The organism is Heminiphilus faecis, assembly GCF_008728965.1.
Lineage (GTDB): Bacteria > Bacteroidota > Bacteroidia > Bacteroidales > Muribaculaceae > Muribaculum > Muribaculum faecis.
This window is the reverse complement of the sequence record NZ_VSMC01000017.1, coordinates 19,328-46,082: the sequence shown is the minus strand read 5'-3', so window position 1 is coordinate 46,082 and position 26,755 is coordinate 19,328. Positions and strand designations below refer to the sequence as shown.

The following is a 26,755-nucleotide window of genomic DNA, read 5'->3' as shown; positions in this document are numbered from 1 at the left end:
AGTCACCACTTGTTGTATCTGACCTTGTTCTCGTCCCATTTATCTTTGGGTGTCTGTGCTCCGTCAGGATACCCCATCGGCACCACACACAACGGTATAATTTCGTCAGGCATGCCAAGCACCTTGCGGACATCATTGACACGCTCCATATCGGGATATACGCCAGTCCACACGGCTCCAAGCCCAAGGGCATGGGCAGCGATAAGCATGTTTTCAGTCGCAGCCGAAACATCCTGAATCCAAAAGTCGCGTCCGTTACCTTCAAGAGCACGGGTCATATCGCCGCAAGGCACTACTGCCAAAGGTGCCTGCTTTAACATACGTGCATAAGGGAGCACTTCGGCAAGACTGTCAAGCATGGCCCGTTCATTGACGACAACAAAAGCCCACGGCTGTTTATTAACGGCTGTAGGAGCAGCCATAGCCGCTTTGAGCAGCAGAGTCACGGTATCGTCCGGCACCGCACGATCGGTGACGTAACTCCTTACACTTGTACGTGTAGCTATAGCGTCAAGAACTACAGAAGCATCGTCTGCCTTGGATACACAATCAGCCGGAGTATTATTTTTACAGCCAAGCATAGTCATAATAAGTAAGGACAATAATATTATCTGTTTCATAATTAAATGTTTTTATGGTTAATTGGTTCAATTTATTTTATCACATGCAACATCACCGAAAGCTGGCGCAGAATCCTGATAAGCGGCTTAGACAGTATAAGAAGTGTTACAGCCACAAGAACCATCACTATACCGGTGACAGCAAGGGCCGTGAGTCGCTCGTCAAAGACGCATACTCCTATTATGAGGGCAGTCACCGGCTCAAGAGCCCCGAGAATAGCGGTAGCCGTCGATCCTATGTCATGAATAGCCACAGCCATTGTCAGCAACGAAACCACCGTAGGAAATAAGGCGAGCGACACCGCACAAACCCATGGCAGAGTCCCCTCCACAGGAGTAAATCCAGAACAGAACAAGATGCGCACAAAAAATACCGCCTGTCCGAAAAACACAGAATAAAACGTCAGCGTAAGAGAAGGCACCGACCGCAATGACGTACGGTTGACCGCCACCATGTAAAGTGCATAAGCCACGGCTGAAAATATAACCAGCACCGTACCGGTTACACTCAGGTTAGCCTCGGCATCTCCCCCGAAATAAAGCAATACTATGCCCCCCAAAGCCAAAGCTATCGACAGAACGGTAACTACAGAAAGCCGTTCACGATAAAACAAAGTATTTATTATAGCGACAAATACAGGATATACAAACAGTATGGTGGACGCTATGCCGACATCCATATATCGGTAGCTTTCAAAAAGCAGCAGGGACGAGCAGGCAAAAAGTATGGAAAACAGAGCCATCAGAGGTATCTGCCTGCGGGTCAAATGAAAACTTTTACGCATAACAATCATGGACACGGCAAGCATTATCACCGCAAGAACATAACGATAACACAACATCGAATCGGAATTAACACCTACAGCAAACAGCGGAAGCGCCAACAGCGGGTTAACACCGTATGAAGCGGCCGCCACGGCACCGGCCACATAACCACGCGCTCTATTTGATACACTCGGGCACATAAACATCATACTACATATTGGACCGCAGATAATCCTCTATTGTAAAATCAGTCTTGTAGTCTCCGGTGCCGGGGATTGTCTCCTCAATAGTAGCCGTACGGCATACGCCGGGAGAATCCGTGAGTCGTATAAAGTTGAGTATCTCACCCCTATAACGTGTCATGGGAGTACCTGACACCTCATGGCCTCCGCCACGCACCACATGAAACACATGTGACAGCCCCATACCACCAAGTGCCCGGCTGACCGTAGACGATCCCCATAGGCCAAACCCGTCGATTACAGCCTTCTCAAACGGCACCACACTATCTGCATCACCATGAAAAAGCATTATGGGAGCTGTCATAGCAGTCCACTCGGGAACGCCCTCTGCACATACGGCCCCCGCCATAGATATGACACCGGCATAATTAAAATCAGCCGGAAGTATACCGCTGGGCACCATATCATTGCATATACCGTATTCTGCCTGAAGTACCGTTATGGCTCCGGCACTCGACCCGCAGGCTATGATTTTGGCGCTGTCCACTCCCCACATAGGACTGTGTTCTATGACAAAGGCCGTAGCTTTATAAAAATCGGTTACAGCCACTGATATAGCTTCATACAACGCATCTTTGAAACCCGGCAAAGTCGCTAATCGCACCGGATCGGCATCCTTAAGCGCCGTACGATAATCGGTCGATACCACCGTGACGCCGTTTTCGACAAGAAAGCGGAAAAACGGCATGAACGATGCGCTATCGCGGCTGCCGCCACGAAAACCGCCGCCAAAAGCAAAAACGACAATCTGACCTTTGTCATCACAGCCTCTGACAGCAGGATAGCGATCAAGCCGCAGAGTATCGCCGCCGGCAGTAACATCAAATACATATGTCTCTTTAGGCAACTCAAAGGCAGCAGAACCATAAGGAAAAGCCAAAAGGAAAAAACACAAGATATATTTTAGACTCATCTTTCCATTCTATATTTATACACAAAAGTATATAAAAAACATGATATTTTTATACTTTTGTACAATATGAATATGCAGGAAGAAAAGTATATGACAAAGAGCTATAAGCAGGTATTGCTGCTGTGCGGTATTTCAGGGTCGGGAAAGACTACATTTGCCCGCAGTATGGCGTCTTCAGGCTACCGGCATCTGTCAATTGACGATATTATGTGGCGCACACACGGGTTATGCGGCATCGACTATCCCGAAGACCGGTATGACGAATACCGCGACATTGCCGAAAAAAGTCTGCTGGAAGAATTAAGTCGACTTATAGCCTCCGGACATAAAGTCATCATTGACTCCCCGCTATGCAAAAGGGCCAAACGCGACTTCTACCGCAGGTATGTGTCTTCGCTCGGAGCCGAATATTCGCTTATATTTTTCGACACCCCGCTCGAGCTACTAAAAAAGCGACTTCGGAAACGCAATCTGACACCGGGACCCGATGCGGCCATAGTGACCGACGATATGGTTGAACTGTTTTATAAAGGGTTTGAACGTCCGCATGATGACGAGCCATACATCAGCATCGCCCCTCAACAGCCGTAAAACCGTCACCAGCCCCCACCAAGAGCCTTGTAAAGCTGCACCATGGCAAGACGCTTGTATAAAGCGGCATTGCTCAGGCCTACCTGTGCATCAAAATAGCTACGCTGAGCGTCAAGCACATCTATATAACCGATAACTCCGTTTATATACTGCAGCTGGGCAAGGTCCATGTTGGTCTTGGATGCATGTACAAGCTGGGCCATGGTTTCATATATGTCACGGGCCTTGTTGTATGCCACAATAGCGTCACGCACCTCCTTGAAGGCATTGAGCACCACTTTCTCGTAAGCATAACACTCCTGCTCATAGACCGCCTGCTGTGCCCGATAAGCGCTCTGACGGCGTCCCATATCAAACAGCGGACCGAGAAGGCTCGCACTAAGAAAGTGCATCGGCGACTTAAACAGATTGGAAAACTCCTCACTTTCGACGCCAAACTGTCCGGTCAGAGCAAGACGCGGAAACCTATTGGTATAAGCCACTCCCACAGCTGCATTTGCAGCAATTAGATTCTGTTCAGCGGCTCGTATGTCAGGACGTCGCTCAAGTAAAGTCGACGGAATACCGACAGGCAGTTCTTCAGGCAATCGCATATTGATACGCGACGACCGTTCTATACCCGAAGGGAACTCACCGGCAATAAACGAAATTTCGTTTTCTTTCATAGCAATGTCACGTTCGAGCACGGGAACACGCGTAGCCGTGCGGGCATATTCAACCTGAGCCTGCTGATAAGCCGTCTCGGAAGTAAGGCCGCCCTCAAAACGCAACTTGGCAAGACGCACACTCTCCCTACGGGCTTCGAGAGTCTGCTTCACAATAGCAAGTTCCTGATCAAGGGCCACAAGCTCATAATAAGCCTGAGCCACATCGGCTACAAGGCTCATGGTCAAAGCCCGGCGATTCTCAATACCGGCCATAAATTGCGCCTTGCCGCGCTCATTGGCCCATCGCTTGTTGCCCCACAGATCAAGTTCCCAGCTCATTGCCGCTTTAAGACCATACTCCGGATCGTTTTTAAAATTGTCACCTCCGTAATTCAGTCCTTCTTTCTGAGCATAGAAACTTCCGTTGATTTCCGGGAAAAGCCCCGCAAATTCTATGCGCTTGCGCGCCGCAAGCTCTTTGATACGCGCATCAGCTATGCGCAGATCCTTATTGTGCTCCATTGTCTGCTTGATCAGACGCTGGAGTATGGTATCGGTATATATGTCCCACCATCCGAGGTCGGCTATCGAGAATGTATCGGTAGTGACCGTAACACCGAGATTTTCGGGCAAAGACATATCGGGACGTACATACTTCTGTCCAAGTTTGCAGGATCCGAGCGACAATGTCATGGCTGCCAGCGACGCTATTATTATATGTAATCTCATAAATCCCATAAGTTTTTATCACGCAGACTTCGAGGTCACGCGCTTTTTAAATTTCATGACACTCCGGTAAATCAACACAAAGAAGAATGGCACAAGCAATATGCCAAACACTACGGCAAATATCATTCCGAAAAATACACCTGTGCCTATGGCCTGACGGCTTGCAGAACCCGGCCCTGAAGCAAGTACCATGGGAAGCATGCCGAGGATGAAGGCAAGCGACGTCATAAGAATAGGTCTGAACCTTAATTTTGACGCATAAATCGCCGCCTGAAGTGCATCTACCCCCTTGTCGGTCTGCTCCTTGGCAAACTCCACGATAAGTATGGCATTTTTAGCCGCCATACCCATAAGCATCACAAGACCGATCTGGAAGTATATGTCATTTTCAAGCCCGCACATCCACTCGCCTATGTAAGCTCCCAATGCAGCCACCGGCAACGACAACAATACCGCCACAGGTACAGTCCAGCTCTCATAAAGAGCGGCGAGAAACAAAAACACGAACAAAAACACCAGCGCAAGCACAAGTCCGGTCTTGCCTCCGGCCTGTTTCTCCTGAAATGACAGACCGCTCCACTCCACTCCAATGTTTTCAGGCAGTCTTTCGGAAGCGATCTTCTCAAGTGCGGCCATAGCCTCGCCCGAACTGTAGCCACCGGAAGCTTCTCCCCTTATCACCGAACAATTAAACATATTGAAGCGCTTTATATTGCCCGGACCTGTAGTATATGAAGTCGAGCCAAGTGAAGCAAGCGGTATCATCGTATTGCCGCTCCCTCTTACAAAAAAGAGGTTTATATTCTCACGATGCTCGCGATATGGAGCTTCAGCCTGAATATATACACGGTAAATGCGGTTAAACATATTGAAATCGTTGACATACACCGAACCTGTATATGCTTTCATTGTCGAAAACACATCGGCCAGCGGAACTCCAGAAAACTTAACTTTGTCTCGGTCAACATCAAAATAAAGCTGCGGTATATCGGCCTGCAATGACGATGACAGCCCGGTAATGGACTTCTGCTCCGACGCATACTTCATAAGAGTATCGGTGGCATTGACAAGGTCGTCGAGGGTGGCATCACCGCGAGCCTCAAGCTGCATCTCGAAACCGCCCGATGTACCGAAACCGGGAATCACAGGCGGACGCGACAGATAAATCTTACACTCCGGATACTGCGCCATATCTTTTCTCACCACCGCCATAATATCATCGATGGTCTGCTCATCACGATCTTCCCACGGTTTAAGAATCACCGTCAGCTCACTACGTGCCTGACTGCTTCCTACCTGCGAACTGCTTCCTGCCACACTCTGCACATACTCTACAGCCGGGTTGGCCGTAAGATAAGCCACGGCTCGCTCCGTGATAGTGCGGGTACGCTCAAGTGTAGCACCTTCGGGCAGTTCAAGTTCGACCTTGAAGTAGCCTTGGTCCTCGACCGGAAGAAAGCTCGACGGCATAAGGTGGTTTATGACGAGTATAACGGCTATCATGGATACGAAGCCCACGAGCACGCGCTTTTTGTTTTTAATAGTTACGCCTATGACACTGACAAACTTATCGTTGCCTGTAGCCAGCCACTCGTTTATCTTACGGAACACTATATTTTTCTTCTCATCTTTTTTTGCCGGACGAAGTATGAGCGAACACATGACCGGACTCAGTGTAAGAGCCACAACTGCCGACAGGAGCACCGACACGACAATGGTCACTGTAAACTGACGATAAAGCTGTCCTGTAATGCCGCCGAGAAAACTTACCGGCACAAACACCGCGGCAAGAACCAGCGATGTAGCTATGATAGGGCTCGTAAGACCTGTCATGGCCTTCTTTGTGGCCTCGTAGGGCGACAGTCCCTCTGTAGCCATTATGTGCTCTACATTTTCCACTACCACTATGGCGTCATCGACCACAATACCTATAGCAAGGACAAGACCAAGCAGGGTAAGCATGTTGAGCGAGAACCCGAATATGAGCATGAAGCCGAAAGTACCGATAAGAGAAATCGGCACGGCGATAAGCGGAATAAGAGTTGCTCTCCAGCTCTGCAACGACAGGTATACAACAAAAATCACAAGAAACAAAGCCTCGAAAAGAGTCTTGTACACCTCATGAATAGACTCCGATATATAGGTTGTCATGTCGAAAGGTATGTCATAGCTCAACCCGTCGGGAAAACTCGAGCTAATCTCCTTCATGGCCTCCTTGACGCGAGTGGCTACATCCATGGCATTGGCTCCGGGCAGCATATATATGGCAAGTACCGCGGCATTCTCACCGTTTATACCACTCTCCGTGTTGTAAGACTGCGCTTCAAGCGATATACGGGCCACATCGCGCAACCTTATTATAGAGCCGTCAGGATTGGCTCTCACGACTATATCCTCAAATTGGCTTACTGATGACAGTCGTCCTTGTGTTGTGATGGGTATGGTTATGTCAAGTCCTTTGACAGGCTGCTGTCCGAGTACTCCGGCGGCCGATTCCCGGTTCTGATCCTTCAGTGCTTTCTGAAGATCACCTACGGTTATGCCGAGATTGGCAAGTTTGTCAGGCTGAACCCATATCTGCATGGCATAATATCGACTCCCGATATTGGACACACGCCCCACTCCGGGTATACGGCGCAATAGGTCGAGGACATTGAGAGTGGCGAAATTGCTCAGATATATCTCATCAAATTTAGGATCTGATGAAGTAAGACATATGGTCAGGAGCTGGCTTGGAGCCTGCTTCTCCACTGATATACCATTTTGTACTACCTCTGCCGGCAGTCGCGACTCAGCCAGTTTTATACGGTTCTGTATCTCTACGGCAGCCAGATCGGGATTGGACGATATGTCAAACGTCACCGTCGCAGAAAAGCCGCCCGAATTTGAACTTGACGACTCCATGTAAAGCATGCCGGGCGTACCGTTAAGCTCCTGCTCTATGGGAGTAGCAACCGCCTGTGACACAGTCAGGGCACTCGCTCCGGGATAAGAAGCACTGATCTTAACCACCGGAGGCGTTATCTGCGGATATTGGTCGATAGGCAACATGGTCATGCCTATGATGCCTATGATCACTATAAGTATCGATATAACGATCGAAAATACGGGTCGATCGATAAAAAAACTCATCTTCATACACTCATCATCATTCTTTTTCCTCTTCAACTATAGCATCGGCCACTTTCACCTTTATTCCGGGCGATAGCTTGTGGTAGCCTTCCACAACCACATTTTCGCCGGGATTAAGACCGCGCTCGACCACAATATTGTTCTGGAATTCCGGTCCGAGCTCCACAAAACGCTTCTCTACGGTAGAGTCGGCCCGCATGATATATAGGTATGAACCGCCTTTCTCGATTATGACAGACTTCTGGGGCACTACGGTAGCGTCCTCCCTGATGTCAAGCAATACTTTTACCTTTGTAAACTGGCCGGGCAATATGGCGCGCTCAGGGTTAGGCATCTCCGCTCGTACCGAGAATGTGCCTGTCTCCGGATCAACCTGCGGCTCGGCAAAATCCACCATACCTTTATGAAGATACACAGTATTGTCGGCAAGAGTTATGGTGACATAAGGCTGCCATGAACGAGTCTTGTCCTGCTGACCTAACGCTACATTACGCTCCTTGCTTTTCAGATAGTCCAGCGCCGTCATGCTGAAGTCTATAAGTACCGTATCGCTCTTGACGATAGTAGCAAGCAAGGATTTAGCACCGGGTCCTACCAAAGTGCCAAGATCGACATTACGTTCGCTTATATGTCCCGACAACGGTGACCTTACTGTAGTATATCCGAGTTCAAGCTCAGCCTGTGCAAGGTCGGCGCGGCTCATAGCCACCGCAGCTTTGGCGGTTTCGTAGGCAGCCACAGCATTGTCAAGATCAAGACGGCTTGCCGCATTCTGCTCGTGCAGCGGCTTTATGCGCTCAAGATCACGTTCAGCCTTCTGCGCCTGCGCCTCATCCTTTTTAAGTTGAGCGCGTGCCTTGTCGACCTTGGCGCGATACTGGTCGGGATTTATGATAAACAACACCTGATTTTTTTTCACATAAGTACCCTCTTCGAACAGCATCTTTTCAAGATACCCTTCGACTCGTGCCCGGACCTCGACAAACTGTTGCGCCCTTACCCTGCCTACGTATTCACCATAGATCTCAACATCTTCCTGATGAGCAGGCTCTACTGCAATGACCGGCAACTCTGTAACAGTCTTCTTACATCCATAAAAGGCTCCGCTAATAACCACAGCGGAAACCAACAGCGATAACGTCTTTTTCAATCTTAAACAAAATCCTTTCATGTTCAATAAGCGATAATGTGCAAATAGTAAACATATAAAACCGGCTATCGGTTCATCCTTCAATAAGGACAACCGTTAGACGGCACAAATTTAATGTTTTTAATTAAGATATGCCGTATACCGGCTAATATGACTAACAACCTGTATTATACAGCCAACAGCCTCATCAGTCAGAAAGCGGCGGCCTATGTATCACAGGACAAGAGCTACCTCTTTAAATGCGTAAGTGCGTGAATTGCCCTCCGTATCAAGCAGCGTCATGTGACCGGTTGGGGCAATTCCCGCAATTATGGCATGGAACTCCTCGCCTGTGGACATATCGCGATAACCGGCACCTTCACGTCGGTAAAGAGAAGACATATAATCGGCATGGCGCTCATACACATGCTGCAAAAGGCGTGACAGTATGGCATCCACTACATCATCAAGCAGCTTGGATAGGTCATATTGCACGCCTGTAAGCATAACAAGCGACACCGGATTGGGAGCGTCGCTGTAAAATGACTGTTGGTTTACATTCAGACCGATACCTGCAATAGAATATCCGACAGAAGAACCGATAAGACTGTTTTCAATAAGTATACCGCATATCTTGCAGTCATCTACATAAATGTCGTTTGGCCATTTTATCGCCACAGCATTATCGGGAAGTAGCGGACGCAATATGTCCGTTATACCGAGCGCCACAGCTTCCGATATATAGAACTGGTCGCGCGCCGGCATCGCGTCGGGTTTTATAAAAAGTGAAAACGTAAGATTCTTGCCGGGCATCGCTTCCCAAGAATTGCCGCGCTGACCTCGACCGGCAGTCTGTCGGTCGGTTATAACCACGGCGCCATGACTTAGCCCGGACACAACCGACGCCATGTAGGAATTGGTCGAACTGCACTCGTCAAGTCTTATTACATGATGTATGTCAGTCATTGCTCAATCTCGTCACAAGTATCTTATCTATATAAGTCATGTCCATATCCACGATTTCAAACTTAAAATCGTGCCAAGTCACCGACTCACCCTCCTCCGGCATCTTACGCATAAGTTCCAGTAAAAGTCCGCCGACAGAAGAATAGCCGGCAGGGACGTACAGGTCACCGCAGCCAAAGTAGTCAAGAAAATCATATAAAGGACACTGTCCTGCAACAAGCCATCCCTGATTGTCGGCCCTCGGAATAATGAATTGAGCATCGGCTGACTCCGGAACAGTGCCTACAAGTCCGTCAAGGATGTCATTCAGGGTCAATACACCCTGCATCATTCCGAACTCGTCGCACACGATAAGACAATGCTCGTGATTCTCCTTCAGCTTGGCCAAAGCATCGTAAGCGGTCATGCTTTCCGGAATAAAAGTACCGGCCATAACTACGTCGGCAAGCATAAAGTCGGGTTCATCAAGTGTAAGTATAAGGTCTTTGAGCGACACTACACCTTTCACATCCTCATGATCGCCGTCAAGTACAGGATAAGAGTCGTGCAGTTCGTGAGCAAGCACTTCCTTGACCTGAGCCGCCGTCATGTCAATATCGACGGTGACTATCTCTTTGCGGCATGTCATGATTGAAGCCACTCTCAAGTCGCCCATTACAAGCGCACGGTTCATTATCTCCTTTTCAACTTCTTTCACTTCACCGGAAGCCGCTCCGTCATTGATGATGGACTTTACGTCGCTCTCGGTAACCTTATTATCATCACAACGTATATTGAAGAGTCGCACCACCAGACCGGTAGATACGGAAAGTAGCCATACGGCCGGTATGGTAATGCGTGACAGCAGCCACATAGGCCGGGCCACGAGCTTGGCAACGGTGTCAGAGGCACTCAAAGCGATACGTTTCGGCACCAGCTCGCCCACAACTATAGACAAATAGGTCACTACAACGACGATAAGAACCTGAGCAACAGGCAACGCATAGGCCGGAGCAACGCCCCAACCGATAAGAATAGCACCGAAAGCCTTTGCGAACGAAGCCCCCGAGTAAAGACCGGTAAGTATACCGATAAGAGTGATGCCGATCTGTATTGTAGACAGAAAGCAATCGGGATCGTTGGCAATGCGCAGCGCGGCCTTTGCCGCGCGGTCGCCGGCATCGGCTTCTCTTGACAGACGTGATTTACGAGCAGATATCAATGCCGTCTCCGACATCGAAAAAAGACCGTTGAGCAATATTAGCCCCACGATTATCAACAATTCATTCATATGGTTTAAGCAGTGATATTATACATATACATAGCCATGGCCAATATTGCCAGACCAAGCACGATATATAATAAACGCGCCAAGGGGCGCCGTAGTTTTCCGGTAAGCACCCGTACATTGATATTGTCAAAAAACCAGCTCCATCCGGCAATACCAGCTACAATGGAAAATATCCCGCAAAAAGTGAACAGAACTACGAGCACAAGAGTGGCGCCTTGCAGTGTCATACTTCAGCGCTGTCAGTTATAGTAAGCTTCCGGCACCCGTCGGGAAGTGCCTCGATATCAACGCGCACAGTATCATCAGGGAGTATGTCGGCTATACGCTCGGGCCACTCAATAAAACACAACGCTCCGGAGTCAAGATAATCTTCCACTCCTATGTCAAAAGCTTCTTCAAGCGACTCAAGCCTATAGAGATCGAAATGATATATCAGCTCTGCCGTAGTGTCAGAACGATATTCGTTTATAATCGCAAACGAAGGGCTGCTCGTAGGGTCGTCCTCAACCCCCAGTTCTCGCGACAGCGCGTTAATGAATGTGGTCTTTCCCGCTCCCATATCACCATAGAAAGCAAAGACTGTAGAGTCGCCCATAAGGCCGATAAACTGACGTGCGGCATCGGCAAGACAGTCAATCGAATCAATTGTAATAGTATTTATTGCCATATAAAATAATATAGTGTATCAGTTGTTATTTTGCAGTAAGAGTTACAACAGGCACCAGCATCTCTTCAAGTGATATGCCACCATGCTGAAATGTGCCGGTGTAGTATTGCACATAATGATTATAATTGTTAGGATAAACGAAAAAGTCGTGTCCGGAAGCAAAAATGTAAGATGACGACAGATTGGGCGAAGGCAAACCGAACCGTTCGGGATATTTTATGTCATAGACGTGACGTGGATTGCATGTCATGTTACGGCCTACCTTGTAACGCAGTCCGGAACCTGTATCCTTGTCACCTACAATCTTCACAGGATTGTCGACCTGTACTGTGCCATGGTCTGTGGTCAGCACTATTCTGAAACCTTTCTCCCCTATACGTCTGAACAGCTCCATCGCGAAAGAGTGGCGAAACCACGACTCTGTGAGCGACAGATAAGCACTGTTGTCAGCGGCAAGTTCACGTATCATCTTGGACTCGGTACGTGCATGCGATAGCATGTCAATGAAGTTTATCACCACGACATTGAGCTGATTTGAGGACAGATTGTCAAGTTCATGCACAAGTCTATCGCCCGAAACCGAATCATTTATCTTCCTATAAGAGAAGTGTATGTCACGCCGCGAGCGTTTCAACAATGCCGCCAGCAGAGCCTCTTCATAAAGATTTTTTCCGTTCTCATCACCCTCTTCAACCCACATGTCAGGATACATGCGTGCGATATCGGCAGGCATTAGTCCCGAAAACAGAGAATTGCGTGCGTACTGCGTGGCAGTTGGAAGTATCGAAGTATACATGCTCTCGTCAAAGACAAACGCATCGGCAAGCAACGGCTTTATAACCCGCCACTGGTCGAGGCGTAAATTGTCAATAAGCACGACAAATAATTTATGACCGGCATCAAGGAGCGGAAATACATACTTGGGAAATATATCGGGACTCATGAGCGGAGCATCATCACCGGCGCCAATCCAAGAACCGTAATATGTCCTTACATAGCGGGAGAAAGCCATGTCGGCCTCACGCCACTGCATGCGTAACATATCCTCCATATCGGTATCGGCTGACGCAAGTTCCCGATCCCAGTATACAAGCCTGTCGTATAGCTCATACCAGTCATCAATCGCATCACACGCATTTGTCTTGGCCGAAATCGCGGCAAAGTCGCGGCGATAGTCATCGGCAGCGCATCGGCTTACAAGATCTCCTGAATGAAGGAGTTTTTTTATCGACAGCAATATCTGGTTGGGATTGACAGGCTTTATAAGATAATCGGCTATCTTGTTGCCTATAGCCTGATTCATGATATCCTCCTCCTCGCTCTTGGTTATGAGCATGACAGGTATATGAGGAGCTATACGTTTTATAGCGTTAAGAGTCTCAAGACCTGACAGTCCGGGCATATTTTCGTCAAGAATTATCAGGTCGAAGTGTTGCCGACGCACAAACTCGACTGCATCACGGCCGTTGTTTACGGTTGTGACGTCATATCCTTTATCATGGATAAATAATATATGGGGCTTCAGCAAATCAATCTCATCATCAGCCCACAGTATGCTGTATCGGCTCATATCAAATTACATTTTACAGAACCGGGCCGGCAACAACCGGACTTTCGGCACTACGCTCATCCACATAACGGAAGTAATCGTCAAAAGACCGGCCCTCGTTCACAAGCCTGTTGAAGTCATCGACACTTATCATGACGGGCCTCACCTGCGCAGGTAGCTGCAGTTCTGGGTCATCCTCCAAAATGCGTCGATAACGGACAATTTCGTCAAAGTTAGCAAATCCCTTTACAACAAGCAACCCCAACCGCCCGAAATTCATAGGTTCGAGGTCAAAATCACTTACTACGAAAGTGCTGAAATTATGTCTTGCTACATCATAAAGCAGTTTATTGCCCGACACCTCGTCAACAGGATAAACCAATACCATAACGTGGGGAGCCGCACTGTCAAGCTCAAAAAACACCGAATCAGAAACCACTGCGGCAGTATCGGACGCAAGACGGGTTGTCCATGCCAGACCTCTCACGTTGTCGCCTCCGGCATTGAGAGAGCGCCCCTCTGCCAGCCCTTTAAGATAAGACGACGCAACGGGAGCCAGCTCTGTGTCAGGATAGCGCCTGAGCATCGTTTCGAGAATCGACCTGAAACGTTCAGCATCACCTTCCGTAACATGACAAAGAGCTTCAAGAAACATAAACTTGGGTATAAGCCGACTTGTCGGCGAAAGTCGGGTGATAGTATCGCAGAGTGCATGTACGTCAGCATTGCGGTTTTCAAGATAAGCTTCATAGGCCCGCTCGTATAGACGCTCCTCTTCAGCATACATGCGGCGCTTATTGTCGAGAAAGTCAGGATCAATCAGCGCCTGACCCTCAGGGGAATCCGGGAAATGCTCAAGTATCAGTTGACGGTAGCCTCCAGCCGCAACGACATCGCCCTCCCGCATGTACATAAGATACATATTATAATATATGTCGCGACGATATATATTGTCAGGATATCGGTCAAGCAACCGTAACCATTCATCGGCGGCTTCAGGGTAAGCACCGAGGTCATCTTTCAGGATAAGGCCTATATTATACATTCCGTCACATATAATATTGACAGCTGCCATACGCTGCATCGGGGTTGACGGGATGCGGCTAAGATAATATTCGGGACTATACAGATCGAAGTCTCCGTTATATTCCTTTACATCAGTATCTTCAAAATCCGTGTCAGACAAAGAGCCGTCAGCTACATCCTCGTCTAAAGAGGCAAGGCCGGAAACAGTCCTGTCACGTCGCCGCCAGTCATCCTCAAGACGCCGCGCACCCCATCGGCGCAGAAAGGCGTCGCGGCCCGCACTGCGCACAGTACTGTTGTAAAAGTACCACGAGTCATCAGTGTTCAGTTCAAATGCCACAGGAGCCGAAGCCTGTCCAGCTATGCCGTCAGCCGGATTACCGCCTCCTTGCAACGCAATATACTCTTCGCGCCTTATACGCTCGGCCTCCTCTCTGTCGGTTCTCCTGCGGGCGGCTATAAGCCGGTTCACAATGTCCATCCGCTCCCGTTCAGTCATGTCAGCCAATCGCAGAAGCGAGTCATTGAGTCTTACATTCTGCGCATACACGGCAAGACGGTCAAGCACATCACTGCGTCGTCTGATAGAAACGTAACCGGGATAAGTCGAAGGCAACACAGGCAAAGCCTCGGCATAACAGATTTGAGCCGCCTCGTAATCGCGACGGTCGAAATATATGGACCCGAGGGCAAGCCGCGCGACAGCACGGTCAATACCATCGCGAGTCGAACGCTCCACAGCCAAACGGTAATTTTCTACAGCTTCCGCAGTATCGCGACGCGACAAATAAAGATTGCCTATAGCGTAATATATAAGGTCAAGATAGGGCGAGTTGCGTTCATAACGGGCCATACGCCGCAGAGATTTCACCTCTCCCCTTATGTCAGAACCGTGGAAAACCTCACTCTGACGTATGCGCGCGTTCAGGCGCGTCCTGTAAGGAGCTCCTCCTCGTGCAGCCATTGCATAGGCATCATAGGCCTCGCTGTTTTTACCGGAAAGTGCATAAAGTTGCCCGAGCAAAAAATAAAGACGAGGCTTCTGAGTGCGCGAAGCATGCCGCAAGGCTCCCCTTACATAAGGTATAGCCTGCGACTGATCGGATGAGTTTATATACATTGATGCATATGCCATGTCATACAATTCTTCTATCTCTCCCGAAGCAATATCGGTGGCCGGCATTTTCGACAATATTGCTTCCGCATCAAAATACCATCCCAGAGAGCAGTAGGCGCGGGCTTGCCACAACCGGGCTTCAGTCACTGTAGCGGGAAGCCAAGAAAAGTGCTTGGCTATGTATTGAAATGTCGAGGCGGCGCCGATGAAGTCGCCGTTGTTGTATTGCGAACGGCCAAGCATAAGCCAAGCATTGTGTAGAAAAGGGTTATATTCTTCACGCTTCATCCATTCGCGATACTTCTGATCGCGCGACTTTCCGGCCTTGCGGGCGGGCTTACGCTTTATCGACCGCAACTGAATGGCTTTCTGAGCCTTCTCGATCGACCGTGAAAAGTCGCCCGACGGCTGCGGAGCATCAGGACATGCCCGCGCATCGGCAGGATGTAGATAAAGCAGCCGTGTGAAGTCATCCTCATAACTGCGCTCCATCTCCCGGAGTGTAGTCTTGTAGTGCTCGTCGCCGTTATAATAGATATTGTATCGTGTTATAAATGCCTGATAATTGCGTGTCAGGGCCGTATTTTTACGCATGCTGCAGCTGACAAGGGCTGTCAACAGAGTAAAAAAGCAGATGACTTGTACAGGTTTCACTACGGATACACGCATGAATGGCTACTTCCCTATCGACCGACGTAAACTTATATCCTTCACGACACGTGCCGATACATATAGCACAACCTGAAGCATAACTATTATGGCCGAACACGGTACATCTATGACCGTAGCTACAAAAAGGCCGGCAAGACTGCTTGAGAGCGACACAGCCATTGCCCCAAACATGATAGAAGAAAAGCGCCTATACCACATTTCAGCGACAAGCACCGGCAGGGTAAGCATGGATATAAGCAGCATGATGCCCACCAGACGTATGGTCAGCACCACACATACAGCTACAAATACCGTCATCATACAATTGACGGTCTTGACTGGCAAACCCGACACCTTGGCGAAATCGCTGTCGAAAGCACAAGCTATTATTCGGCGGTAAAAAACCGCGAAAAAGGCTATGAGCACAAGAGTATACACTGCAAATGTCCAAAGGTCGGCAGCGGTTATGGTCAGTATGTTGCCGAAGAGAAATCCATTCAGTTCAGGTACATAGCCCGGAGTAAGAAATACAAAAAGTATACCTACAGCCATACCGAGCGACCACACTACAGCTATAGCGGAGTCCTCTCTGACCCTATAGCGTGAAGCCATCCACTCGACCCCCAACGAAGAAGCCACGGCAAAAAGTCCGGCCATAGCCACAGGACTTACTCCGAGAAAATAGCCGAGACCGAGGCCGCCGAAACATGCGTGCGTAATGCCTCCGGTTATCGACACCATTCGACGTGTTATTATATACGTGCCTATCATAGCTGCGGCGATACTTATGATAAAGACGCCTACGAGCGCATTACGAAAAAAGGCATACTGAAGATATTCCATAATTAATCATGTGTTTTATGACGTGCGGCTCTTGCGTGCTTCGGCCACTATCATCAACAGTTCGTCACGCACAGATTCCGGCAACTCAATGCCCCGCAACTGTATGCTGCGTCCCCAACCCGCTATGTCATCAGGCAACAAAGTCAGCAGTACATCACGGAACTGCTCTGTCTCTTCATCCGTATAGCTGTCGGCATTACGCCCGCGGTATACGTCGAGTTCCTCGTCGTCATAGTACTCTATGGTATCGCTTACCGAAGCGAGCAGTGAATCGCGCTCGCAGGTTATATGCATGCCGCAGCACTGTTCCTCAGGTTCTTTATACAGCGGCTCGTCGGCGGGAGCCTTACGCCGTGTATAACGGTCATGAAGATAAAGGGCAGCACCTACCGCAACCAATGCAGACAATATGATAAGGCTCACCTCCATCACTCCGGCAGATTATCGTCAGCGACCTCTTCAAGTGTAAAGCCGATGGCTCGAAGATGATCCCAATATTCAGGATAGGACTTGGACACAACCTCGGCATGGCGAATGACTATTCCCGGAAGGAAAAACGCCACCGGAGCAAATGCGAGTGCCATACGGTGATCGTCATATGTGTCTATGGCAAGTCCAGAGGAGTCAGCAGGAACTCGGCGGCCTTCCCACGCAAGCGAAGAGTCATCGGGACGGTCAATGACAAACGAGAGTTTTCGCAACTCGGTGCAAAGAGCCTCAATACGGTCGGTCTCTTTGATTTTCAATGTAGACAATCCTGTTATATGAAACGGCAGATTCAACACACAGCATGTCACCGTAAGAGTCTGCGCAAGATCGGGCTGCTCCGTAAGGTCCAAATTGATGCGAGGAGAAATGTCAGGTGACGGATTCAGTTCAAGCGAGCTCCGGTCATCCCACTCCGCTTCTATACCGAAGTTACGGAAATAGTCGATCACGCGGCTGTCGCCCTGCAGACTGTCGCGCTCAAGCCCGAGCAGTTTTATGTCGCCGAATGAGAATGCTCCCAATTCAAACCAGTATGAGGCCGCCGACCAATCAGCCTCAACAGTAAAATCGACCGGAGTATAAGCCTGCGGAGCCACGGATATAACAGAACCGTCAGCATCGGCCTCGACACCCCACTGCTTCATCAATCCGAGCGTCATGTCGATATACGGAGCCGACACAGGCGTGCCGGTAAGCTCAAGACGTAACCCATGCTCCATGTATGGAGCTACCATAAGAAGAGCCGATATATATTGTGAACTTACATCGGCGGGTAACGACACTTCTCCTCCTTTAAGTTTGCGGCCTTTTATCTTCAACGGCGGAAAGCCCTCTTCACCGACATACTCTATGTCGGCACCACAGTCGCGCAGAGCCTCGACAAGAATTTTAACAGGACGTCGACGCATACGTTCGGTACCGTCAACAGTCACCTCTCGTCCGGGTTGCATGGCGAAGTAAGCAGTCAGAAAACGCATGGCTGTGCCGGCAGCGCCTATGTCTATGTTGTTTTCGGCAGAATCGAGCGCACGCATCATGGCCGACGTATCGTCGCACTGCGCCACTTCCGCTATTGAACCTCTGTTTCCGGTAAGCGCGTTAATCAGCAGTACCCTGTTGCTTATGCTCTTGGACAGCGGCAGCCTTATAACAGCATCGTTTATTTCTTCGGGAGGTATTATACGGTAATTCATCTTTATGGTCTTTTATAATTGTTTCAAAATGTAGAGGCACGCAACCAATTCAGCCACTCGTCACGACTGCCGTTAAAAGTGTTTAAGTCAACTTTGGTATCACAAGCTTCTGTCCATCCGTGATGACTGTATTGCCACAGATCCCATCGGTCATCGGACAGCTCATCCAGAGGCGGGTCGGTAAACGAACATATCCACAGCGGATATTCCTCAAAACGATTTTCAAGAAACCTCCGGTACCCGTCTTTGTTCGTATAAAACATGACGTTGTGACCGTTTCGCTCAAGATATGCTATCATGGCGCGTAGACGGCACACGACCTCTTCTGTATCTACATCAGTCGGATTAGTCCACTCTTCAAGATCTATGACAGCCGGAAGATCAAGCGTCTTACCACGAAGGCTGTTCAAAAAGTTGATGGCCTGCATCTCTCCGTCGGTGTCGAAGCGGAAAAAGTGATATGCACCTATGGCCTTTATGCCTGCATCACGAGCCTTCAGGTAGTTAAAATGAAAGCGCGGGTCCTTGAAAGTCGTACCCTCCGTGGCTTTAAGCATGAGAAAGTCTATAGAATCGCCGGCAAGACGCCTGAAGTCGACTTCACCGTTGTGGGCCGACAAATCAAGTCCTTTAACCGGGAAAAGGTCGGCATCGACAGTCAGCGAACGCGGCACAGTACGCACTACAGCATAGTAATATACGCCTCCGGCAAGAAGCAGCAAAGTCAGCAGACTACCGATGATCCAGATCTTAGCTCTCATATCATCACAAAGTTATAAAAAATATCGCGTAGGAGCTATTTTTCTACGAAAAGAAGAAAAGCCAAGCATAGCATTGACCATCGTCAAGAGACTTCCAGCCGGTAAAATTGTATAAAATTTGCTTTGACAGCCGATTTATCAGTATCTTTGTAAAATATCAGTTATCCTTAATTTTACCACGACGATGAACAGACTTATAGTAAGTATCGGGACGGCGGCGCTGTTATGCGCATGCGTCACCGACAACAAAGAGACTAAAGACTACACCGCCTATGTTAATCCGTTTATCGGTACCGGCGGACACGGTCACACATTTCCGGGTGCGGTAGTGCCGTTTGGCATGATACAGCCAAGTCCCGATACCCGTATCGACGGTTGGGACGCATGCTCGGGCTATCATTACAGTGACTCATTGCTCAACGGCTTCTCCCAAACACACCTTAGCGGTACGGGATGTTCCGACTACGGCGATTTCCTGCTTATGCCTACAGTAGGGCCGCAGACAATCGATCCACAGAGTTCGGCAAGCCAGAATATGCCATACGCATCAGAGTTTGATCACTCCGAAGAAACCGCGGAACCGGGATACTACTCCACAATGCTTAAACGCTACGGCGTCAAGGCGGAGATAACGGCGGCGCCCCGCAGTGCTCTATACCGGTTCACATTTCCCGCGACCGACGACCCCGGCATGATAGTAGATGCCGACTACTCGATATCGCACCAGAATAATCTTGCAATGACAATCGAAGCCGTAGGCGATACCGCTATACGCGCTTACCGGCTCAGCCGTCACTGGGCCTACGACCAGCAGCTAAGCATGTACGCCGAGTTCTCGAAACCGTTTACCTGCTCCATAATAACCGACACCGTGTCAGACGAGACCGGACGCGTATCGGCACGATGCAAAGCCTTGCTGAAATTTGCACCCACCAAAGAAGGTGAAGAGATATATGTCAAAGTAGGCATATCGGCTGTCGACACCGAAGGAGCCGAAAAAAATCTACGTGCCGAAATACCCGGTTTTGACTTCGACAATATAAGAGACGATGCCCGCAAGTCATGGAACGAGTATCTGTCAAAAATAGATGTAACAGCCGACAATGACGACGACAGGACCGTATTTTATACCGCCTTGTATCACACGGGCATAAGCCCCAATCTGTTTACCGACGTTGACGGCCGCTACTTCGGTATGGACCGCAAGATACATCAGGGCGATGTCGACAACCCCGTATATACGGTATTTTCGCTGTGGGACACCCACAGGGCGCTTCATCCGCTATACACAATCATAGACCCCGAACGCAACAACGACTTCATCAACTCGCTGCTTACAAAATACAAAGAGGGAGGCATACTGCCCATGTGGGAGCTTGCCGGCAACTACACCGGTTGCATGACAGGCTATCACGCCGTGTCGCTTATGGCCGACGCTGTCAACAAAGGCATAGCCGACTTCGACATAGCTGAAGCGTTAAACGCAGCCGAGCGTTCTTCGCGCTACGACACCACAGCCACATCAGCCCCTGACAATGTATTCCATAAAATGCTTATGCCCCGCTCAAAGTATTATAAAAACACTCTTGGCTACATACCGTGGAACGAAGAGTTCGAGTCGGTGACTAAAGGTCTTGAATACGCCTACAACGACTGGTGCATATCGCAGCTTGCGGAAGCGGCCGGCGACAAAGCAAAAGCCGAAGAGTACGCTGAAAAAGGACAAAATTACCGTAACTATTTTGACCCGGCTACCCGCTTCATGCGCGGCAAGGATGCGGAAGGCAACTGGCACACTCCCTTTAATCCGCGCGGTTCCAGCCACGGTAGCGGCGACTACTGCGAGGGCACGGCTTGGCAATGGACATGGTTTGCGCCCCATGATGTCGACGGTCTTACAGAGCTTATGGGCGGACGCGAACTTTTTATCGAAAGGCTCGATTCACTGTTCAACGCAGACTCCAGACTGGAGGGCGAAAATGTATCGGCCGACATATCGGGACTTATCGGACAGTATGCCCACGGCAACGAACCCTCGCACCATATAATACATCTCTACAACTATGCGGGACGACCCGACCGCACACAGGAGCTTGTCGACAAAGTTCTCAAAGAGCAGTACCGGGCCGACACCGACGGACTGTCGGGCAACGAGGATTGCGGACAGATGTCAGCTTGGTATGTGCTTAATTCGCTCGGCTTCTATCAGGTGTGTCCGGGCAAACCGGTATATTCAATAGGCCGTCCATGGTTTCCGCATGCCGAAATCAATCTGCCTAACGGCAAACGTGTGACACTCGATGTAAAAAACTACTCGAAAGACAACAAATACATTACATCTGTCAAACTTAACGGTAAAGAACTCGAAACACCGTTTTTCACACACGACGATATAGTAAACGGAGCCGACTTTGAAATAACAATGTCGCCCGAGCATCTGTAAAAATCATTGTTTGTATATAAACAACGGCCCCGGTTCAGCAGCCTGAATGACTGTATGAACCGGGGCCTTTTATGATGCGTGGGAGTTATCAAAGCTCTTCACGGAGCCACTTTTCAAGCTCCTCTTTCCACTGGTGCTTATAGATAAAGCCATCGCCGTAACCCCAACCGTGACCGCCGGTAGGATAAGCATGCAGCGAAGCAGGTACTTTATTATTTACAAGCGCTGTATAATAATTTATACTGTTTGCCACAGGCACAGCGTTGTCATCTGACGAAAGCATAATAAAAGCCTTTGGAGTATCGGGTGTCACCTGAAGCTCGTTACAAAACTTGTTCTGCAACTCAGCCGACGGATTTTCTCCGATAAGATTGGCTCTGGAGCCGCCATGAGTATAAGACGGATCCATAGTTATTACCGGATAAAACAGTATCTGAAAATCGGGACGTGTCTCAGCCGAAGAATAATGAGTGGCAAGAGTTGAGGCAAGATGGCCTCCGGCCGAAGCACCCATTATGCCGACCTTATCGGGATCCACATTCCACTCTGCCGCATGACTGCGTACAAGCCTTATGGCCTGCTCCGCATCAGCCAACGGTATTTTATGGTTGCCCTGCGGCAAACGATACTTAAGTACCACATAAGTTATGCCCTGTCCGTTGAACCACTGGGCCATATCGTGACCTTCATGACCTGTTGCAAGCCAGCCGTAACCACCTCCGGGACACATGATTATAGCCTTCCCGTTAGGCTTGTCGGCCTTATATACGGTTATCGCCGGATCACGCGTAAAATCAGTGGATGACGCCGCGGCCTTAGCCTGTTCAGCATCAGCATTCTCATTCCAGAGCATAAGATCCACCCGGTTGTTTTGCGACATCGCACCAAATGAAACACACAGCATAGCCGCAAACAATATTTTTCTGATATTCATGATATTTATGTTTTATGTAAATTTAATCGGCTACTATAACGACTCCACCGTCAGGGAAAATCTCCATCGGCACGGTAGTGCTGTTTTTAACCTTGACATCCTTTATCTTGAAGTCATGGGCGGCATCATCGGCATACATCTTCAATACTGATGATTTAAGTCCGAGCGACGACAGGTCAAGATTAAGTTTCACAGGTTCCTTAAGCGCGTTGACCCCTGCTATGTACCACTTGTCGCCATGACGGCGTGCAAGCACTACATATTTGCCGGGATAACCGTCGATAAGCTTAACGTCATCCCAAGTCGTTGGCACATTCTTCATAAACTCTATGGCTTCGGCGGGAGAACCTGTAAGATTATCGGGAGTCAGAGCAAAATTCTGAACGGGATTCTGGAACAACACGGCAGTGGCGAGCTGGAAAACATCGCCGGTACGACGCACATTGCCGCTCTTGTTGTCACGGCTTACTCGATGGTTAAGTATGGTGCCGCCGTACTCCATAAGAGCAACAGCATTACGGATGAACGGATGAAGAGTGGCATGGAAAGCTTCAAGATCGCAAAATACCTGACCGAACACAAGATTTTCCGAAGCAAAGACAGCCTCACTGCCCACATGGTTTGGATACATACGCTCCCAGCCGCGGGGAAGGGTACAACCGTGGAATATGACGTCGATACCATAGTCGGCCGCATCGCTTAATATGTCTTCATAAAGACGCATGGTCTCCTGCTTGTCACCACCGAAAAAGTCGACTTTTATAGCATGTACACCATTGTCCCGAAGCCATTTCATCTCGTTTTTGCGCACAATGGGTCGGTCCATTTTATTTATGGGACTTTGTACGATATCGTTCCACGGACCGCTCGATGAATACCACAGTATCGGATTTATACCTTTTTCGCGAGCATAGCCGAGAAGTTCGGGCATACGGTCATAACCTATATTCTGATCCCAGCCGGCATCTATAAGTATGTTTTCATAACCCAAGTCTTCGGCAAGGTCAATGAATGTCTTCTGGTCATCCATGTTCATGCTTGCATCCTGCCATATGATCCAACTCCAAGTACCGCGTCCTGCCCGAGCGGGTGTTTCGGTCTTGTAACGGGGCTCCACGACATCCCAAGGTACGGTTGTCTCTACAATGGGAGCAAGACGGTCGGCCACGGTGATTGTACGCCACGGAGTCTTTCCGGGCAATGATATGCCGGGAGCGGCAGTACCGTTGCCGTTGTTTTCTTCAGGCATAGGATAGGCTATTGAATATACTCCGTCCTTATAATCGCTCAGGTGGGAGGCGCAATAATAACCGTCGACACCGGTCTCCGAAAGAAGCGCCCAGCCCTTGTCGCCTACACGGAACAAGGCAGGGAAAGTAAAGCCGTGGCCAAACTGCGAAGGCGAGTCAAGCGGCGCATCAGATATGTAAAATTCCTCATAGCTCGGCTTTGTGCGCTTCCATCCTATCATGGCATCACTCTGCGAGGTAAGAAAAACGGTGGTCTCTTTCGGGAAGCGATAGCCCGTGGCCTCTTCATTGATGACCATTGCCCCGGTATCGCCACCGTTCTGACTCGGAATTATGTAGCGGAAAGCAACGTCATTGTCCGACACCTGCCATTCTACCGACATCTCGTGACCGAAAGCGCCTTTATAGGTGTTAACCAACGTATTGGCTTTATAGTCGATATGGCTTTTCTTGATTTTGTCCTGCTCGTATGACTTATTTACCTCTCCTCGCTTGGAGTCGGCAAGCGCCATGTACTGCGTAAAGTCTCCTACATCGGACTTGAAGCCGAGAGGAGAGTTTTCGATTATGACATCTCCGTCATAAGTTATCGAATACACCGGCTTGCCGCCTATTACATCAGTCGACACAATGAGCTTGCCATCAGGACCAGCCACATCGACCGGAGCGCCCCATGCGTATGACGCCAACAGCACGCTTAAACTTAAAATTACTTTCTTCATTGTCTTTATATTGATTCAAGTTATTAGAAATAGTATATGCAAAAATAATCTTATAATGCCGCATTAAAGGTATAACTTTATTATAAAATTGCGAAAGTAACAAATATTGCCGTAAAATTTATCTTTACGATACCTTACTGCAGCAAATATGTTACATAATTTACGGTGGCTTAAACCGAACATGTATTATATTTGCATATCTCAACACTCAATCAACATCAATAACATGAATCATCACAGATTGCTCATCATCCTACTGTCGCTGTCGGCTATGGCTTTAAGCCGGCACACTGCCACTGCCGTAAAAAAAATACAGTCTCCAGATAAAACCATAGAAGTCACTATCGACAAAAATAACATGGATATACACTATGGCAATGAACGAAACCTGTTCACCGTATCGGCATCGGGAGCCACAATCGACAATAGACCGGCTTCCGTCGACAAATGGATTGTATCATCATCGTCGCTCCCGCAAAATATCAAATATGAAATGACCGGCGGCAAACGTCTCAAATGCTCTAACACCTATAATGAATACAGGCTCGTTGCCGACGAAAAGGATAACGGCACGCTGTCTATGGTACTGCGGCTGTATAACGACGGCGTCGCCTTCCGCTACGAGACCGAAGGCGACGGCAACATATGCGGCGAGACAACACAGTATAAAATACCATTGTCATGCAAGCGATGGATGCAGCAGTACGACCAATCATATGAGCGCTTTTTCCCAGAAGAGACCGGCGACGCCCAACAGGATGCTCACTGGGGCTTCCCGGCTCTGTTTGAATTAGGCAAAGACTCTTGGGCGTTGCTGACTGAAGCAGGCATAGAAAAATGCCATAGCGCATCGTCACTGACCGCGGCGGAAACGCCGTCGGCCTATAATATATCATGGGGTTCGCCGGCTCGATGTGGCCACACACCGTGGCGTGTCATTATTCTCGGTTCGCTCAATGACATAACAGAGTCCACTCTTGTAACCGATGTAAGCCCCGAATCAAGAATTGCCGACACATCTTGGATAAAGCCGGGAGCGGCATCATGGATTTACTGGGCCTATAACAGGGGATCAAAAGACTACCGGCTTGTGACTCAGTACATAGACATGGCCGAGACTCTTAAACTGCCTTACGTGCTCATCGACTGGGAGTGGGACATAATGGGCAACGGAGGTGACATAAACGACGCGTTGAAGTATGCAGCAGAGCGCAATGTAAAAACGCTTCTCTGGTATAATTCATCAACGGCATGGACCACAAACGGAGCCGGCGGCCCGCTGTTCCGTCTGAATAAACCGGAAGACAGAGAACGGGAATTTGCCATGCTTCAGGATATGGGGGTAGCAGGAGTGAAAATCGACTTCTTCGCAGGTGACACACAGCAGACGATGGAGTATTGTATCGAACTGCTCGAATGTGCTGCACGCCATAATCTGCTCGTCAACTTCCATGGGGCCACAATACCGCGAGGATGGCAACGCACCTACCCGAATCTCGTTTCGGTCGAGGGAGTCTACGGCGCCGAATGGTACAACAACGCTCCGGTGCTGACCGACCGTGCAGCAGCCCACAACGCCACTCTGCCGTTTACCCGCAATGTCATCGGACCTATGGACTATACTCCGTGTACATTCTCTGACTCACAGCACCCGCACATAACGACTCACGGACATGAGCTGGCACTGACCGTTCTGTTTGAATCGACCGTACAGCATCTTGCCGACAAGCCGGAGAGCTATCTCGCACAGCCTAAGGAGGTACAAGAGTTTCTGACAGGGCTTCCCACAGTGTGGGATGACACAAGACTGCTCGCAGGATATCCCGGTAAATATGTTGTAATGGCTCGCAAAAACGGCAACCGATGGTTTATCGCCGGCATAAACGGCACTGACAGCGATCTAGACATAACGATACCTGTCGACCGCATCGACCTCGCCAGCTTTAACAAAGGAAAATTGTATACCGACAGCGGTGATACCGAAACACCGTGGACCGTATCGACAATCTCGTCTGTTCCTCAAAAACTGTCGCTGCTTCCCCGCGGAGGCTTCGTGATAGTGCTTTGACAACCGGCATATTACAACCTCCCTACCGCATTTATCGA

General features: G+C 49.1%; 21 protein-coding genes. 3 read left to right on the top strand and 18 right to left on the bottom strand.

Going from position 1 to position 26,755, the window contains the following annotated elements; genetic code table 11:
* Positions 1-2: 2 nt before the first annotated feature.
* The 3 genes from FW767_RS08545 to FW767_RS08535 are packed head-to-tail and all read right to left on the bottom strand — an operon-like array spanning position 3 to position 2,540.
* Positions 3-620, bottom strand: coding sequence for a nitroreductase family protein (locus tag FW767_RS08545; protein WP_121699361.1), 618 nt, complete (start codon positions 618-620; stop codon positions 3-5).
* Between the two features lie 32 nt (positions 621-652).
* Complete coding sequence (locus FW767_RS08540) at positions 653-1,585, bottom strand: DMT family transporter (RefSeq protein WP_121699389.1); 933 nt, start codon at positions 1,583-1,585, stop codon at positions 653-655.
* 10 nt (positions 1,586-1,595) lie between these two features.
* On the bottom strand, positions 1,596-2,540 hold the full coding sequence (locus FW767_RS08535; protein ID WP_121699362.1) for an alpha/beta hydrolase family protein: 945 nt from the start codon (positions 2,538-2,540) through the stop codon (positions 1,596-1,598).
* A 66-nt stretch (positions 2,541-2,606) separates the two neighbouring features.
* Here FW767_RS08535 and FW767_RS08530 point away from each other — a divergent pair, with 66 nt between their 5' ends.
* Entirely contained in the window at positions 2,607-3,131 is a 525-nt protein-coding gene (locus tag FW767_RS08530) for an AAA family ATPase (protein ID WP_121699363.1), read from the top strand.
* Between the two features lie 5 nt (positions 3,132-3,136).
* On the opposite strand, the gene FW767_RS08525 is transcribed toward FW767_RS08530, so the two are convergent.
* The 13 genes from FW767_RS08525 to FW767_RS08465 form a co-directional block, all read right to left on the bottom strand.
* The gene (locus tag FW767_RS08525; RefSeq protein WP_121699390.1) at positions 3,137-4,507 is read right to left on the bottom strand and encodes an efflux transporter outer membrane subunit; all 1,371 of its coding nucleotides are present in this window, start codon (positions 4,505-4,507) and stop codon (positions 3,137-3,139) included.
* A gap of 18 nt (positions 4,508-4,525) precedes the next feature.
* On the bottom strand, positions 4,526-7,645 hold the full coding sequence (locus FW767_RS08520; RefSeq protein WP_121699364.1) for an efflux RND transporter permease subunit: 3,120 nt from the start codon (positions 7,643-7,645) through the stop codon (positions 4,526-4,528).
* Between the two features lie 10 nt (positions 7,646-7,655).
* Positions 7,656-8,810, bottom strand: coding sequence for an efflux RND transporter periplasmic adaptor subunit (locus FW767_RS08515; RefSeq protein ID WP_121699365.1), 1,155 nt, complete (start codon positions 8,808-8,810; stop codon positions 7,656-7,658).
* 192 nt (positions 8,811-9,002) lie between these two features.
* Positions 9,003-9,734 carry a biotin--[acetyl-CoA-carboxylase] ligase gene (locus FW767_RS08510; RefSeq protein ID WP_121699366.1) on the bottom strand — a complete coding sequence of 244 codons (732 nt, stop codon included), beginning with the start codon at positions 9,732-9,734 and terminating at the stop codon, positions 9,003-9,005.
* A complete protein-coding gene (locus tag FW767_RS08505; RefSeq protein ID WP_121699367.1) occupies positions 9,727-11,004 on the bottom strand; it encodes a hemolysin family protein in 1,278 nt (425 codons plus the stop codon). The genes FW767_RS08510 and FW767_RS08505 overlap by 8 nt, the downstream gene beginning before the upstream one ends.
* A gap of 5 nt (positions 11,005-11,009) precedes the next feature.
* Positions 11,010-11,231 (bottom strand): Imm17 family immunity protein, encoded by a 222-nt coding sequence (locus FW767_RS08500; protein WP_121699368.1) that lies wholly within the window; start codon positions 11,229-11,231, stop codon positions 11,010-11,012.
* Positions 11,228-11,671: a tRNA (adenosine(37)-N6)-threonylcarbamoyltransferase complex ATPase subunit type 1 TsaE gene (tsaE, locus tag FW767_RS08495; RefSeq protein ID WP_205523873.1), complete on the bottom strand. Its 444-nt coding sequence runs from the start codon at positions 11,669-11,671 to the stop codon at positions 11,228-11,230. Before tsaE ends, FW767_RS08500 begins: the two co-directional genes overlap by 4 nt.
* 25 nt (positions 11,672-11,696) lie before the next feature.
* Complete coding sequence (porX, locus tag FW767_RS08490) at positions 11,697-13,241, bottom strand: T9SS response regulator signal transducer PorX (protein ID WP_121699369.1); 1,545 nt, start codon at positions 13,239-13,241, stop codon at positions 11,697-11,699.
* A 13-nt stretch (positions 13,242-13,254) separates the two neighbouring features.
* On the bottom strand, positions 13,255-16,017 hold the full coding sequence (gene porW / locus FW767_RS08485) for a type IX secretion system periplasmic lipoprotein PorW/SprE (RefSeq protein WP_205523872.1): 2,763 nt from the start codon (positions 16,015-16,017) through the stop codon (positions 13,255-13,257).
* A gap of 21 nt (positions 16,018-16,038) precedes the next feature.
* Positions 16,039-16,857 carry a metal ABC transporter permease gene (locus tag FW767_RS08480; protein WP_121699371.1) on the bottom strand — a complete coding sequence of 273 codons (819 nt, stop codon included), beginning with the start codon at positions 16,855-16,857 and terminating at the stop codon, positions 16,039-16,041.
* A 15-nt stretch (positions 16,858-16,872) separates the two neighbouring features.
* Complete coding sequence (locus FW767_RS08475) at positions 16,873-17,286, bottom strand: phospholipase (RefSeq protein ID WP_121699372.1); 414 nt, start codon at positions 17,284-17,286, stop codon at positions 16,873-16,875.
* Positions 17,286-18,539, bottom strand: a complete 1,254-nt coding sequence (locus tag FW767_RS08470; protein ID WP_121699373.1) for a 3-phosphoshikimate 1-carboxyvinyltransferase — start codon at positions 18,537-18,539, stop codon at positions 17,286-17,288. Before FW767_RS08470 ends, FW767_RS08475 begins: the two co-directional genes overlap by 1 nt.
* Positions 18,540-18,562: 23 nt before the next feature.
* Positions 18,563-19,300, bottom strand: coding sequence for a glycoside hydrolase family 25 protein (locus FW767_RS08465; protein WP_121699374.1), 738 nt, complete (start codon positions 19,298-19,300; stop codon positions 18,563-18,565).
* A 184-nt stretch (positions 19,301-19,484) separates the two neighbouring features.
* On the opposite strand from FW767_RS08465, the gene FW767_RS08460 reads away from it, so the two are divergent.
* Complete coding sequence (locus FW767_RS08460) at positions 19,485-21,743, top strand: GH92 family glycosyl hydrolase (protein WP_121699375.1); 2,259 nt, start codon at positions 19,485-19,487, stop codon at positions 21,741-21,743.
* Positions 21,744-21,831: 88 nt separating this feature from the next.
* Here FW767_RS08460 and FW767_RS08455 read toward each other — a convergent pair whose 3' ends face one another.
* On the bottom strand, positions 21,832-22,671 hold the full coding sequence (locus FW767_RS08455; RefSeq protein ID WP_235898091.1) for an alpha/beta hydrolase: 840 nt from the start codon (positions 22,669-22,671) through the stop codon (positions 21,832-21,834).
* 28 nt (positions 22,672-22,699) lie between these two features.
* Positions 22,700-24,649, bottom strand: a complete 1,950-nt coding sequence (locus FW767_RS08450) for a glycoside hydrolase family 97 protein (protein ID WP_121699377.1) — start codon at positions 24,647-24,649, stop codon at positions 22,700-22,702.
* Between the two features lie 226 nt (positions 24,650-24,875).
* Here FW767_RS08450 and FW767_RS08445 point away from each other — a divergent pair, with 226 nt between their 5' ends.
* Positions 24,876-26,717 (top strand): glycoside hydrolase family 97 protein, encoded by a 1,842-nt coding sequence (locus FW767_RS08445; protein ID WP_205523871.1) that lies wholly within the window; start codon positions 24,876-24,878, stop codon positions 26,715-26,717.
* The last annotated feature ends 38 nt before the right edge of the window (positions 26,718-26,755 follow it).